The following is a 14,361-nucleotide window of genomic DNA, read 5'->3' on the forward strand; positions in this document are numbered from 1 at the left end:
GGCTGTCAACAACTGCAATTCCTTGCCACACAAGTGCTTTATGCAATCCGGTAAGGGGTTTGTGGATGACAGTTGCGGAGGCGCTTGGTAATTGGTGGGCGAATTATGGTTGCGTAAAGGTATTGGTTTTGCAGATTGAAAAGACAAAACTGGAGGGTGTGGTCATCCTGACCCCCAAACGGTTTGGCGATGCCCGCGGTTTTTTCAGCGAAAGCTGGAGTAAACGGCAGATGGCCGAGGCCGGGCTTGATATCAATTGGGTGCAGGACAATCATTCGCTGTCCATGCAGGTGGGCACAGTGCGCGGCCTGCATTTCCAGTCGCCCCCCCATGCGCAGGCCAAGCTGGTGCGGTGCGGGCGGGGCGCGCTTTACGATGTGGTGGTCGATATCCGACGCGGCTCTCCCACCTATGGGCAATGGGTGGGCGAAGAGCTGAGCTTTGAAAATGGCAAACAACTGCTGGTGCCCACAGGGTTCCTGCACGGCTTTGCGACACGGGCACCCGAGACAGAGATCATCTACAAATGCTCCGATTATTATGCGCCCGAGTGTGACGGGGCCGTGCGGTTTGACTGCCCGCAGATCGGAATTGACTGGGGTTTGGGTAATTTAGAGCCTGTTTTGTCTGAAAAAGACGCCGCCGCCCCCGGGTTGGCGGATTTCGACAGCCCTTTTGTCTATGAAGGATGAACGCATGAAATTGCTTGTGACCGGCGGGGCAGGGTTCATCGGCTCTGCGGTGGTGCGGCTGGCCGTGGCGCGGGGGTACAGGATCGTCAATCTGGACGCGCTGACCTACGCCGCCTGCCTGGAAAACGTGGCGGAGGTCGCGGAAAACCCCAATTATGCCTTTGAGCAGGCCGATATCCGGGACCGCGCGGCCCTCGACAGAGTTTTTGCAAAACACCAACCCGATGCGGTGATGCACCTGGCCGCGGAAAGCCATGTGGACCGCTCCATCGACGGGCCGGGCGATTTCATCGAGACCAATATCACCGGTACCTACCAGATGCTGGAGGCCGCGCGGGCCTATTGGACGCAGGCCGGCAAGCCGGCGCATTTTCGGTTCCACCACATTTCCACGGACGAAGTCTTTGGCTCGCTGGGCGAGACCGGGCAATTCACCGAAGAAACGCCCTACGATCCCCGCTCGCCCTATTCCGCCTCCAAGGCGGCCTCTGATCATCTGGTGCGCGCCTGGCACGAGACCTACGGGCTTCCGATCGTGATGACCAATTGTTCGAACAACTACGGCCCCTATCACTTCCCTGAAAAGCTGATCCCCGTGGTGATCCTGAATGCGCTGGCGGGGCAGGAGATCCCCGTCTACGGCGCGGGCGAGAACGTGCGCGACTGGCTGTATGTCGAGGATCACGCCGACGCGCTGCTGACCGTGCTGGAAAAAGGCACCCTTGGGCGCAGCTACAACATCGGCGGCGAGAACGAGGCCCGGAACATCGATATCGTGCGCACGATCTGCCGCATTCTCGAAGAAAAGCACCCGAAAAACAGTCCCTATGAAGATCAGATCCGTTTTGTGACCGACCGTCCGGGCCATGATCTGCGCTATGCGATCGATCCCACGCGCATTGCCACGGAACTGGGCTGGCGGCCGTCGGTCACGCTCGAAGAAGGTCTGGAGAAAACCGTGCAATGGTATCTCGATAACGAAGACTGGTGGCGTAGCTTACAGGATCGTCAGGGTGTGGGCACCCGGTTGGGCGTGAAGACATGAAGGTTCTGGTCTTTGGCAAGACCGGGCAGGTGGCCACGGAACTCGCCCGCTTTGACGGCGTGACCTGTCTGGGGCGCGCAGACGCCGATCTGACCGACCCCGGTGCCTGCGAGGCCCTCATTGCCGAGACCGATGCCGATGCGGTGATCAATGCCGCCGCCTATACGGGCGTCGACAAGGCCGAAGAAGAGCGCGACACCGCGATGATCGTGAACGCCATGGCCCCCACGGCGATGGCCGCCGCTGCCACCGCACGTGATCTGCCTTTTGTGCAGATCTCCACCGATTACGTCTTTGAGGGCGGCGGGACCGCCCCCTGGCAACCGGATGATCCCACCGGTCCTCTGGGCGTCTACGGTGCCAGCAAGCTCGGGGGGGAGCGAGGTGTTGCCGGGGCAGGGGGGCGGTACGCCATCCTGCGCACCTCCTGGGTGTTTTCGGCCCATGGCAACAATTTCGCCAAGACCATGCTGCGGCTCGGGGCGGAACGCGACGCACTCACTATCGTGGCCGATCAGATCGGCGGGCCGACGCCTGCACGCGACATTGCAGCGGCCTGCATGAAGATGGCGCAGGCCCTCAAGACGGATGCGAATACATCCGGCACCTATCATTTCAGCGGGGCCCCGGACGTCAGTTGGGCCGATTTTGCGCGCGAGATATTCACGCAAGCGGGGCTTGCGGTCGATGTGACCGATATCCCGACCGCCGACTATCCCACCCCGGCAACGCGCCCGCTGAATTCCCGGCTTGATTGCGCCACCACCGAGACCGCCTTCGGCATTGCGCGCCCAGATTGGCGCGCCGGGCTGGCCGAGGTTCTGACGGGCCTGAAAACCTGACAAGGAGATTTCCATGACCAAACGCAAAGGTATCATTCTGGCGGGTGGCTCGGGCACGCGGCTCTATCCGATCACGCTGGGGGTCTCCAAGCAGCTTTTGCCGATCTATGACAAGCCGATGATCTACTATCCGCTGTCCGTGCTGATGCTGGCGGATATCCGCGAGATCGCGATGATCACCACCCCGGAGGATCAGGAGCAGTTCCAGCGTATGCTGGGCGATGGGTCGCAATGGGGGATTTCACTTACCTATATCGTGCAACCCTCACCGGACGGGCTCGCACAGGCTTTCATTCTGGCCGAGGATTTCCTTGATGGCGCGCCTTCGGCGCTGGTGCTGGGGGACAATATCTTCTTTGGCCAGGGCCTGCCCGCCCTGATGGCTGATGCCGATGCGCAACCGCAAGGCGCTACCGTTTTTGGCTATCAGGTGGCCGATCCGGAACGCTATGGCGTGGTAGATTTTGACGCGGATGGCATCGTGCGCGGCATCATCGAGAAACCGGAAGTGCCACCCTCCAACCACGCCGTCACCGGGCTTTATTTCGTCGATGGCACCGCCCCTGCCAAGGCGCGCAGCGTCAAACCATCGGCCCGCGGCGAGGTCGAAATCACCAGCCTGCTGGAAATGTACCTGGCCGAAGAGACCCTGACCGTGCAGCGCATGGGCCGCGGCTATGCCTGGCTTGATACCGGCACCCATGGCAGCCTGCTCGATGCGGGCAATTTCGTACGCACCATCGAGAAACGGCAGGGACAGCAGATTGGCTGCCCTGAGGAGATCGCCTTTGAACTGGGCTGGATCACCCGCGAGGACCTTGCGCGCGAAGCGGAAAAATACGCCAAGAATGACTACGGCACCTATCTGAACAGTCTCTAAACCAGGCAATCCAACCCAACGGAGGGCATCCCATGTCTGTCAAATTCGGCACAAGCGGCCTGCGCGGGCTGGTCACCGCCATGACCTCTGAATTGATCTCCCGGCATGTGCAGGCCTTTATTGCCGCCTGTGACACCGGTGGTGTGCTCTGCGTCGGGCGCGACCTCCGGCCTTCCTCTCCGCGCATCGCCCAGGATGTGATCAACGCGGCCCGCGCCATGGGGGTTCGCGTGATCGATTGCGGCGAGGTGCCCACGCCCGCGCTGGCCCTGGCCGCACAAGCCGCACACGGCGGGGCCGTGATGGTGACCGGCAGCCATATCCCCGCGGATCGCAACGGGCTGAAATTCTACGTGCGCAGCGGCGAAATCAGCAAGGCAGACGAGGCCGCGATCCTGTCGCATCTCGATGCCCCCCATGGGGCTGCGCACCCCGGTGCGTTGGAGTTGGATACAGGTGCCAATGATCGCTATATTGCCCGCTTCGTCGCGGCCTTTGGGCCGGGTGCGCTCGCAGGTCAACGCGTCGGGCTCTACGCCCATAGCGCCGTGGGCCGCGATGCCCTGGCCCGCATCCTGACCGACCTCGGCGCCGAGGTGATCGAGCTGGGCCGGTCGGAGACTTTCATCCCCGTGGATACCGAAGCGGTGGACCCGGAAGTCCGCGTCCAGATTGCCGATTGGGTGAAAACCCACGGTTTGCACGCGCTGGTCTCCACGGATGGCGATTCAGATCGCCCGCTGCTGGCCGATGACACCGGGCGCGTGATCCCCGGCGATATCCTGGGTCAGATCACCGCGGAAACCCTGGGGACCGAGGTGATCGCCACGCCGATCTCCTCTAACAGCGGGGTGACGATGAAAGGGTTCAAAGACGTCCAGCTGACGCAGATCGGATCGCCATATGTCATCGCCGCGATGGAAAATGCGCAGGGCCGGGTGGTCGGCTATGAGGCCAATGGCGGCTTCCTGCTGGGGTTCGAGGCGCAGGGGCCTGCGGGCGTGCTGGCACCGCTGGTCACCCGCGATTGTACCCTGCCGATCCTGACCGTGCTTTATGCGGGCCGCAAAGAGGGCATCGCCGCCCGCGTCGCTCAGGAACCGCCGGTTGTCACGGTGGCAGACCGGCTGCAGGACATTGAACAGAGCAAGAGCCGCCCGCTGTTGGAGACATGGCAGAATGATCCCACCGCCCGTGCTGCTTTCCTGACCCCGCTGGGCAAGCAGGAGCACCACATGGACCTCACGGACGGGCTGCGCATGACAATGACGGACGGCGACGTGATCCACGTACGACCGTCGGGCAATGCCCCGGAACTCAGGCTCTATATCGAAACGAAAGACCCTGTTTCAGCCGAAAAGCTGCTGACCCAGGCGTTGGCACAACTCAACCACGCACTCTAACCCTTGTTCTGTCGCGCTGAATGGCCGGTCGTAGAAGGTTCGAAATACACCGCTTTGCGATCGTGGTGCAGCGCAGGTAACGCGGCTCTCGACATGTTGCCTGCCAGCGTTCTGAACCCTGACACCATGGGAGCCTCGGCGGAGCGCGCTTGCCCAAACGGACCCCGAAGACTATCAAGCCAAAGGCGCCATCAGGTGCCAAAACAGGCTCTGAAAACTGGAATAGACACATGCCTCTGAACAGAAACGTTTTGGTTGTCGGGGGCGCGGGTTACATCGGCTCTCACACGGTGCTGGCCCTGCAGGAGGCGGGGTTCAATCCGGTTGTCTATGACAATTTCTCCAGCGGGCACCGCGATGCGGTCTTCTCGGACCATGTGGTCGAGGGCGCGCTTTCAGATCACGCGCGCCTGAGCCAGGCGATGACCGACCATCAGATCGGCAGCGTGGTGCATTTCGCGGCCCTCATCGAAGCGGGCCAATCCGTGATCGAGCCTTTGCTTTTTTACCGCAACAACGTGGCCTCCACCGTATCGCTGCTCGAGGCCATGCAGGCGGCAGGCGTCGACCGGCTGGTGTTCTCCTCCACTGCTGCAGTGTACGGCAATCAGGCCGATACCGGGCTGCTGCATGAAGGGCTGCCCGTCCAGCCGATCAACCCCTACGGCCAGACCAAGGCCGCCGTGGAAGCGATGCTGAAAGACGTGGCTGCCGCCTCCGGTCTCAAGGCCATCGCCCTGCGCTATTTCAATGCCTCGGGTGCGGATGCCCGCGCGCGCACCGGCGAACGGCACGATCCGGAGACCCATCTCATTCCGCTTGTGCTGCAGACAGCCGCGGGGGAGCGCGACCAGATCACTGTTTTCGGGACCGATTATTCGACCGAGGACGGCACCTGCATCCGCGACTATATCCACGTCACCGACCTGGCGCGCGGTCATGTGGCGGCCCTTGAAAAACTGCTCTCGACCGATGAAGAGGCCGGGGCATTCACGCCTATCAACCTCGGCACCGGGCAGGGCTATTCAGTGAGCCAGGTGATCGAGACCGCCCGGCGCGTCACAAACCGCAGCTTTACGGTGGTGGAAAGCGACCGCCGTCCGGGTGATCCCAGTACATTGGTCTCTGATCCATCACGCGCGCATGCGGTGTTGGGCTGGCGCGCGGAGCATTCATCCCTGGAAAACATCATCACCGATGCGTGGAATTTCATGAACCGCGGGATAGGATGACGGCACGGGAATATAATGATGATTATGCTAAATTAATTGCAGAAATCGCTTAATCTATTCATCCTGCATAAAGTCACTCGTGTTCATATGTGCGTTCAACACAACGCCCAGAACATTCGTATGTTCGCTCACTTCCCGTTCGCATTTGTCGAATTGTTTGTACCGCGTCGTGTTGGCGCGGATCACGATGAGCGCACAATCGACGTTCTTGAGAAACGCCCGCGTGTCGTCGCGTGGCAGAACCGACGGCAGATCGAAGATCATGATGTCGGGCTTATATTCCTCTTCGATACGCGCAATGACATTGGCCGTTTCCTCAGCCAGCAGCATACGTGTCGGATCGCTCTCGGGCTGGATGGCCATGGAGCATGCAACATTATCGCCGATGCGCACGGCCTGTTCCTCAAAGCCCACCTGACCGCTCAGAAGTTCGCCGATGCCGTGGGACGGGATGGTCTGAAAGAACTCGTGAACTGACGGATCACGCAGGTCGGTATCCATCAGGATGGCCCGCAAATCGCGCTGACGTCCAAGCCCCAGAGCGAGATTGCAGGCTGTGGTGGTCTTGCCGGATTGTGGCATTGGAGACGTGATCCCAAGCCGCGTCCAGCCGTTCTGGCGCATCTGCAAAAGCACCTTGGTGCGCAGAATATCGAACGGGGCCGCGGCAGATGTCGCCTCACGCGTCACAACCCGGTGGCGCAGCAACTGTTCATCCGTCACATCGAAGGTACTGAGGTTCTGCCACATGGCATCAAGCGATGTCGGCCGCGCCACCTTCCGGGGCGGCAGGCTCACGGATACGGCATCGGAAACTGCGGTTTCCTTCTCACGGCTCTTTCGGGCCTTGTCCAATGCAGCCTGCAATTTTTCCATGCTTGCTCTTATCCTGTTGCTTACAGTGAAGTGCGGTTCAGCCCAGTCCCAGCTTGTTCAGCCCCTTCTGAACCACAAGCTCCAGCGGTAGATAGTGGGTGTCGATATACCAAAGCAGTGAAGGAACCATAATCAAGACCGCAAGCGTGGCTGTCAGGATACCCGAACGACGGATGATGCGACGGCGGCGGCTTTCCATATAGGGGATGGCCGTGATCGGTGTGACATTGAACCGCGAGACCAGTTCGCTCGGGCGCCGGATCGTCCGGTTGAGAATTTCCAGCAGCATGAAGTAGCCGAAGGCGGCCATCAGTCCGGCCGCGGCACCCGCCAGGGCAATCTTGGGGCGATCCGGCCCGGTCGGGACCCGCGGAACATTTCCGGTTTCAATCACGGTGATTTTCTGGCCCTGGGCGGTTGTCTCGACCCGCTCGCTCATGCGCGCACCGCTGAGGCTGTTTACCGCCCGGTTATATCGCCCCTGGATGACTTCGAAATCACGCTCCAGTTTTGCAAGTTCAATGCCGTTGGACGAGCTGCGGGAAATATCCCGCTGCAGTGTATCGAGCTCCTCAGTGGTTGCCTCGATATCGCCCCGCAGGCTGCTCAGGCGGTTGTCGATCTCCAGCAGCGTGGATTGCAGCAAGGCCTGCTCCGCCGTGATTTCCGGTGCATCGGTCCCGACCGTTCCTGCCTGTTCGGTAAGGGTCGCCTCAAGACGGTCGATCTGGGTCTGGAGCTGGATAATCCGCGGGTGCTGTTCCGAATAAAGCAACCTGGCCTGATCCAGATCAGCCTGTGCCCGGGCCAACCGGCTCTCGACCGGGCTGAGCTGTCTTTGCGAGCTGCCCTGCTCCACGCGGCCCGTGGATTCAAAAATGGTCAGAATATCCTGGCGTTGCTGCTCCCCGGCGCTCAGATCGCGTTCCAGCCGCGACAGGCGCTCCTGCAGCAGGGTCTGACGGCCCAGCCGATATGGCTGATTTTCAGGCAGGGCAGTGGCATTATCTGCCTTGAACTTGGCAATGGACGCGCTTTGACTGTCCAGATCATCCCCGAGACGTTCGACCTCCTGCTCGAAGAAATCCAGCGTGCTTTCCGTGCGGGACCGGCGGAACCGGGCATTCTCCGCCAACACCAGCGTTACGTATTCATTGACGACATTCGCCGCGATCTGGCCTGACCGGGCCTCGAAGGAAATGCGCAGCAAGGTCGCCCTGCCCCGGCCCGCGGTCCGACGGATGCTGGTCGCGGACCGCATCTGCTGCACAACGGTATCGGGATCCATGCTTCGCAGATCTTCAAAGACGTTGAAACGGTTGGCAATATCGATCAGGTTGGCCCGGGTAACCAGTTTTTGTTCAACGATATCAAGCTGTTCCAAAGCATCTGTCTGAACGATCGATGTTACCATACTGTCCGGGATCTGCGGCTCTTCCAGCAACAGGCGGGCGGTGGTGGAATAGGTATCCGGCAGCTTCATCGCCGTGATCACGCCAAGGCTGGCTGCGATCAGGATGAACAGCATCATCACCGGCAATCTGCGCCAGAACAGTTTCCAGTAAAACCAAAGCTCAAGATTCATTCGGCCGCTTTCTTATGCACATCGATACGATCGGTCAAAATCAGAGGAGGCTCCGCAGGCTTCAGCACCAACCCATCCCGGAAGAGTTCGCGAATGGTCGGTAAACCTACCTTATTCTGGTCACCGCTGGCCGCGTAGACCAGCGCAAGATCGCACAGTTTGTTGATCATCCGCGGGATACCGCCTGTCTCCTCGAAGATATGGCGCATGGCGGAAGGTGTAATTTCATCTCCGTTCCCGCCGACATGAGTCAGCCGGTGCCGGATATAGGCACGTGTGGTCGGCAGGTCGAAAGGCTCCAGATGGTACGTCGCCGTGACCCGCTGTGCGAACTGCCGCAACTCAGGCCGGGTGATCAGCTGGCGCAGTTCGGGCTGCCCCGTGAGGATGATCTGCAAAAGCTCATCCTTGCCGGAATTGATATTCGTCAGCATGCGCAGTTCTTCGAGCATTTCCGCGCCGAGGTTCTGGGCCTCGTCAATGACGAGAACCACGTACCGTCCAGCGGCATATTCGGACAACACGAAGTCCAGGAAATGCTGGAACAGAGACACGTAATCCATCGCGGGCGGCGCCGGTACATCCAGCGCATTGAGCACCCAGCGCAGAAGATCGCCGCGGTCCCCCTGCGCATTGGAGATCAGACCCAGCGTGATCGTGTCATCCGCATGTTGCAGCAGGGCCTGGATGAGCATTGTCTTGCCAGTCCCGACCTCGCCGGTGACCACGGTCAGCGGCGCGCGCGAAATAAGACCGTACTCCAGAACCGCAAAAGCGCGGCTATGCGCTTTGGACCAGAACACGAAGTCTGGATCGGGCAAAAGCGTGAAGGGTCGCTCCCGAAAACCAAAGTGTTCTGTATAGAACTGTGTGCTCATGTCCTAACAGGTATCCGCTACTCGATTAAAAAAACTACAAACATGCCCACCGTTCTGGTGTCTATTTACAAAGTATGCAGTTTTCAAGGCGACGTGGTTTTTGCTTATTGCCTTACATTCTATGACAAAACTCCCGGCGGCGATAGGCGATCCAGTCTGGGGCCCCGCGGTGGGCGATTCTATTTTTTCAAATGTCGCTGCAATCTTCAGCACATCGCACGATGAAAGCGGCCTGAGAAACAATTTGTTGATGGCCTGCTGGGCATTCGCACAACCAAAAGGCGAAACAGCGTAACAATTTTACGAAAATCAACCATTTCGGAATCGTTAGTTTGCACACGAATTAAATCAGTGATAAATTTTAACGGTCGCCCATGTTGGGGTTTGGTGCGGTAAAGAAGTCTGCCGATGGTTGGCTAGCATTGTAGTTTATTTTCTGAGGGCAGGTATTTCACCTGATTTAGGTTCCATGACAGTACATTTTCCAATCAGTTCCACGGAAATCGAACAGAATAAGACAGTACGGGTTGTACCGGCACATATTGCCGAACGTCCCTATGGCATTTACCGGCATTTCGCGAAACGCGCCTTTGATATCGTGATCGCGCTTGTCCTGCTGCCGGTTGCCTTTCCTATCATTGCCCTCTTCGCGCTGCTGATCGCGCGTGATGGTCACAATCCCTTCTACTCGCAAATGCGCGTCGGACGGAACGGTGACAGCTTCCGCATGTGGAAGCTGCGGACCATGGTCCACAACGCCGACCAGAGACTGGCGGAATGCCTGGCACAGGATCCGAGAGCCCGCCAGGAATGGGAAACCACGCAAAAGCTCAAGAATGACCCGCGCATCACATTGATCGGGCGTATACTACGCAAGATTTCCGCTGATGAGCTGCCGCAGTTGCTCAACGTGCTCAACGGGACCATGTCCCTGGTTGGCCCGCGGCCCATGATGTTGTGCCAGCGGGACAGCTACACCGGCAATTCCTATTTTGATCTGCGGCCAGGCATTACCGGGCTGTGGCAGGTTTCCGACCGGAACGAAGGGGCCTTCATCGACCGCGTGAAATTCGACGAAGCCTATAACCGGGCCCTGTCGCTGAAAACAGATTTCGCGATCCTGCTGCGGACCGTTGATGTCGTGTGGCGCGGCACCGGGTACTGACGCAGGCACACGGTCGAAATCAGTGTTGATGGCCTGTACAGACAGCTGCCATCAACAAAGAGTGTTTCTTTCGAAATTTTAAGTTCTGGTCCCGGCCCCGGCAGTATCGTAAAATTACGTAGCTGCAGGGATTGCGCAGCCTAGTGAAGGACATCATGTCATGCGTCTATTTCGTTTCCTGAGACCCGCGCCGCTCATGGTGCTGCTGCTACTGGTACTGGTCGGGTGTAAATCGGTCGAAGAACAGGCTGAAGAGCATTTCCAGAGCGGGCTCGCCCTGATGGAAAGCGGTGACTATGATCGTGCAATCATCGAGTTCCGCAACGTGTTCCAGCTCAACGGCAGCCACCAGGAAGCCCGGCACAAGCTGGCCGAGATTCATCTCGACCACCGCGATGACATGCGCAGCGCCTACGGTCAGTACCTGCGGCTGGTCGAACAATATCCCGATGATTTCAAAGCTCGCATCGCACTGGCCGAGCTCGCCTTCATGGTGCAGAACTGGGAAGATGTCGAACGCCATGGCGCCGCGGTGGAACGTCTGAACCCCGAAGACCCCCGCAGCAAGGCAATCATCATTGCCCGCGCTTATCGCGCGGCAGCCCTGGCAGAGAACAACAGCGATCTGCGGGCACAGGCGCAGGCCGCCAAGGCCTTGCTGGAAACGCAATCCGACAGTGTCATCCTGCGCAGCATCGTGCTCGACAGCCATCTGCGCGACAGCGACACGACCGCTGCCCTGGCCCAGATCGACTGGCTGCTGGAACGCGACCCCGACAACCTGACGTACTGGCGTCAACGCCTTCTGGTGCTGTCACAGCGCGATGACATGGAAGGGATCGAACAACAGCTCCGCGAAATGGTCGAACGCTTCCCGGAGGACACCAACAACAAGCAGTCTCTGATCCGGTTCTACATGTCGCGTGGCCAAACCGATGAGGTGGAAACCTTCCTGCGCCAGCAGGTGGCCGACGCCGGCGATAATGAAACCGGTGCGCGGGCTGATCTGATCCGCTTCCTGGCCGAGGTTCGCGGCAGGGCGGAAGCGCGCGAGGAAATCGACAAGGCCATCGAGGCGGGTGTCGATACCGTGGTTTTCCGTGCTCTGCGGGCGGGCATGGATTTCGAAGCCGGCGCGCGTGAAGCAGCTGTGAAAGAACTGCAGGATGTCTTGGAAACCGCCGAGCCGTCCTCCGAAGTCAACGATGTCAAAGGCGTGCTGGCCAAGATGCTGCAGACGATGGGCAATGAGGTCGGCGCCCGCGCTCTGGTGGAAGAGCTGCTGGCAGAAGAGCCCGGACATGCCGAAGCGCTGAAAATGCAGGCCACATGGTACCTTCAGGCGGATGATATTGATGCGGCCATCGCCTCTTTGCGCAGTGCGCTGGACACAGATTCCGATGACGCCGAAGCCATGACGCTGATGGCCCAGGCCCACCAGCGGGCCGGCCGGCCCGAACTGGCACGCGATTTCCTGTCGCTGGCGGTTGACGCTTCTGGCAATGCCCCGACAGAAACCCTGCGGTATGCCAGTCTCCTGATAGAAGATGAGAGCTATTTACCCGCCGAAGACATTCTGCTGCAGGCGTTGCGGCTTGCGCCGCAAAACACCGGCATCCTGCAGGCACTGGGGGAAATCTATCTCCGAACCGACGATGCGGGCCGCCTGTCGCAGGTGATCGAAAGCCTGCGCCGGATGGACAACCCCGATGCGGTGCGCAGCGCCAATGGGCTGGAAGCCGCGCGCATCAACTCGCAAAGCGGCATCGAGGAGGCCCTGCAATATCTCGAAGATCTGGCGAACTCTGCCGATGCTTCGCTGTCTTCACAGGTCGCGCTTGTGCAGGCGCTCTTGCGCACGGGAAATACAGACGCCGCCCTGGAAAAAGCGCGTGATCTGCAACAGGAAAACCCCCAGAACGAAGTGATACAGGCCGTCCTTGCGGCGACCGAGACGGCCAATGGAAATTTCGACACTGCCGAAGCATTGTACCGTGACTTGCTTGCAACGGATGCACAACGCGCCGGCGTCTGGGGCGAACTTGCAAAACTGGCCATGCGGCAGGGCGACCCCGACGCCGCCAGGACCGTGATCGATGAAGGTCTGTCAGCCGTACCGGGCGACCCGGCACTTTTGTGGGCCAAGGCAACATATGAAGAGCGTAACGGGAATATCGATGCCGCCATCGAGATTTACGAAGATCTCTACGCGACACGCCCGACTTCTTCCATCATCGCAAACAACCTCGCCAGCATGCTGGCGACCTACCGCTCCGATGAAGAAAGCCTGGAACGGGCCTGGACCGTCGCGCGCCGCTTCAAGGAAACGGATGTCCCCGCGATGCAGGATACCTACGGCTGGATTGCCCATCGGCGCGGCGACAGTGCGGAGGCCCTGCCCTATCTCGAAGCCGCGGCAAGAGGTCTGCCGTCCGATCCGATTGTGCAATACCATCTGGCCCAGGTTTATCTCGCTCTGGAGATGCCCGCCAAGGCGCTGGCCCAGTTCCGGATTGCTGTAGAGGTCGCTGGTCCGATCGATCAGCGGACACAGATCGAAGAAGCCAGGGCGCAAGTCCAGACGCTGGCTGAAACAGTCGAGAATTGATCCGTGATCAGGCGCCCTGTTGCGGGGCGTCCACGATCTCCAGCGCTTTCGTGACAGAAGCCGGATCAACCTCAAAATGCTGCAGGGAATGTTTCTTGTAGGATTGATCCAGGCGGTAAATCTCCCTGAGATGTTCCGCCTGGAGTTTACCCCGCACCCCGCACCAGTGCCCGGCAATGGCAGAAGTTGCTGCCCGGTAGACATCCGTGACGTGCCCCACGGGAAAAAGCTCCACCAGTTTCAGCGGTGCCGCGGCGGCTGAACGGTAGAGAATGGGCGCCAGCGCTGCCCCGTGCACCGCAACAATACTCTGCGCATGCATCACGGTGCCGATCTGCTGGGCAACATCCATGTCCTCGGGGTAGATTTTCTCGAACCCCGAAGCACTCAGCAGCGTTGTGATCTCATCTTCATTTGCCAGCCCACGCGTGGATTTACGTGAAAGAAACAACCGTCCGGGCATCGCGGGTACCGGGATTCGCCCGGCCTCGAGCGCTGCGACAACCGGGCTGATCCGCGCATCACGCAGCAACGCGTGGCGTTCGCCGCGGATTGCTACCCAATTGTCATATGTGACACGGATGCCCCGGGCCTCGATCGCGGCATCCGAATAGAAAACATCCAGCTCCAACACCTCTGCGACCGCCCGGATGTATCCGGGTGTCTTGCCGGGCAGTACCAGCGTGAACCCGTCCCATCGGCTCTCCAGCGTGCGGCAGATCAGCGCCAGCACGGCCAGGTGATTGTTCAGAAAATGCGCCCAGTTTTCCGGGCTGTTGACACGCAGGTCGACAATCGGCCTGGGGCCATCCCATGACATCCTGCCGCGGGGTTTGACCTTTTCCTTGAGCCAGTGACGGGAGGGGGGCGCAAACACATGGTGACCGGGCGTAAAGGTAAATTGCCCACCGCCGCTGGTCTTGGCGGGCAGATGCACATGCTCCAGACCTGCGACGATCCGGTCCACCAGATAGGATCGCGGGCCGATCATCCACCCCGGCGGCACCGCATGCGCCTTCAGGTCGACCACGTGGCTGTCCTTGTCACTGCTGCCGAGGCCCTGCTGCATCCCATACCCCTTGCCTGGTTTTCCGATCCCGGTCCCGCAGGACGGGACCCTGCTTCAAGAGCACGTAATAAATCGGTTTGTCGATA

General features: G+C 59.8%; 12 protein-coding genes. 8 read left to right on the forward strand and 4 right to left on the reverse strand.

What is annotated here, in order from left to right; genetic code table 11:
- The first annotated feature begins 128 nt into the window (after window positions 1–128).
- From rfbC to galE, 6 genes are all read left to right on the forward strand, one after another.
- Window positions 129–692, forward strand: coding sequence for a dTDP-4-dehydrorhamnose 3,5-epimerase (rfbC, locus tag Q1A52_RS22170; RefSeq protein ID WP_299832349.1), 564 nt, complete (start codon window positions 129–131; stop codon window positions 690–692).
- A 4-nt stretch (window positions 693–696) separates the two neighbouring features.
- Window positions 697–1,737 carry a dTDP-glucose 4,6-dehydratase gene (gene rfbB, locus Q1A52_RS22175; protein WP_300019942.1) on the forward strand — a complete coding sequence of 347 codons (1,041 nt, stop codon included), beginning with the start codon at window positions 697–699 and terminating at the stop codon, window positions 1,735–1,737.
- On the forward strand, window positions 1,734–2,579 hold the full coding sequence (gene rfbD, locus Q1A52_RS22180) for a dTDP-4-dehydrorhamnose reductase (protein ID WP_300019944.1): 846 nt from the start codon (window positions 1,734–1,736) through the stop codon (window positions 2,577–2,579). The genes rfbB and rfbD overlap by 4 nt, the downstream gene beginning before the upstream one ends.
- Window positions 2,580–2,592: 13 nt before the next feature.
- Window positions 2,593–3,459, forward strand: a complete 867-nt coding sequence (gene rfbA / locus Q1A52_RS22185; RefSeq protein WP_300019946.1) for a glucose-1-phosphate thymidylyltransferase RfbA — start codon at window positions 2,593–2,595, stop codon at window positions 3,457–3,459.
- A gap of 32 nt (window positions 3,460–3,491) precedes the next feature.
- The gene (locus Q1A52_RS22190; RefSeq protein WP_300019948.1) at window positions 3,492–4,862 is read left to right on the forward strand and encodes a phosphomannomutase; all 1,371 of its coding nucleotides are present in this window, start codon (window positions 3,492–3,494) and stop codon (window positions 4,860–4,862) included.
- A 230-nt stretch (window positions 4,863–5,092) separates the two neighbouring features.
- On the forward strand, window positions 5,093–6,094 hold the full coding sequence (gene galE / locus Q1A52_RS22195; RefSeq protein WP_300019949.1) for a UDP-glucose 4-epimerase GalE: 1,002 nt from the start codon (window positions 5,093–5,095) through the stop codon (window positions 6,092–6,094).
- 54 nt (window positions 6,095–6,148) lie between these two features.
- On the opposite strand, the gene Q1A52_RS22200 is transcribed toward galE, so the two are convergent.
- From Q1A52_RS22200 to Q1A52_RS22210, 3 genes are read right to left on the reverse strand one after another with little or no spacing between them, the layout of a single operon-like run.
- Window positions 6,149–6,970, reverse strand: coding sequence for a CpsD/CapB family tyrosine-protein kinase (locus Q1A52_RS22200; RefSeq protein WP_300019951.1), 822 nt, complete (start codon window positions 6,968–6,970; stop codon window positions 6,149–6,151).
- Between the two features lie 37 nt (window positions 6,971–7,007).
- Window positions 7,008–8,555: a chain length-determining protein gene (locus Q1A52_RS22205; RefSeq protein ID WP_300019953.1), complete on the reverse strand. Its 1,548-nt coding sequence runs from the start codon at window positions 8,553–8,555 to the stop codon at window positions 7,008–7,010.
- Complete coding sequence (locus Q1A52_RS22210; RefSeq protein ID WP_299784532.1) at window positions 8,552–9,433, reverse strand: AAA family ATPase; 882 nt, start codon at window positions 9,431–9,433, stop codon at window positions 8,552–8,554. Before Q1A52_RS22210 ends, Q1A52_RS22205 begins: the two co-directional genes overlap by 4 nt.
- Before the next feature lie 469 nt (window positions 9,434–9,902).
- Here Q1A52_RS22210 and Q1A52_RS22215 point away from each other — a divergent pair, with 469 nt between their 5' ends.
- Together Q1A52_RS22215 and Q1A52_RS22220 are read left to right on the forward strand one after the other, a co-directional pair.
- The gene (locus Q1A52_RS22215) at window positions 9,903–10,598 is read left to right on the forward strand and encodes a sugar transferase (protein ID WP_299784533.1); all 696 of its coding nucleotides are present in this window, start codon (window positions 9,903–9,905) and stop codon (window positions 10,596–10,598) included.
- Window positions 10,599–10,758: 160 nt separating this feature from the next.
- Window positions 10,759–13,206, forward strand: coding sequence for a tetratricopeptide repeat protein (locus tag Q1A52_RS22220; protein ID WP_299784534.1), 2,448 nt, complete (start codon window positions 10,759–10,761; stop codon window positions 13,204–13,206).
- Between the two features lie 7 nt (window positions 13,207–13,213).
- Here Q1A52_RS22220 and Q1A52_RS22225 read toward each other — a convergent pair whose 3' ends face one another.
- Window positions 13,214–14,275 (reverse strand): DUF563 domain-containing protein, encoded by a 1,062-nt coding sequence (locus Q1A52_RS22225; RefSeq protein ID WP_300019955.1) that lies wholly within the window; start codon window positions 14,273–14,275, stop codon window positions 13,214–13,216.
- Window positions 14,276–14,361: the final 86 nt, after the last annotated feature.

The organism is uncultured Roseobacter sp. (assembly GCF_947488185.1).
In the GTDB taxonomy this organism is placed as follows: Bacteria; Pseudomonadota; Alphaproteobacteria; order Rhodobacterales; family Rhodobacteraceae; genus Roseobacter.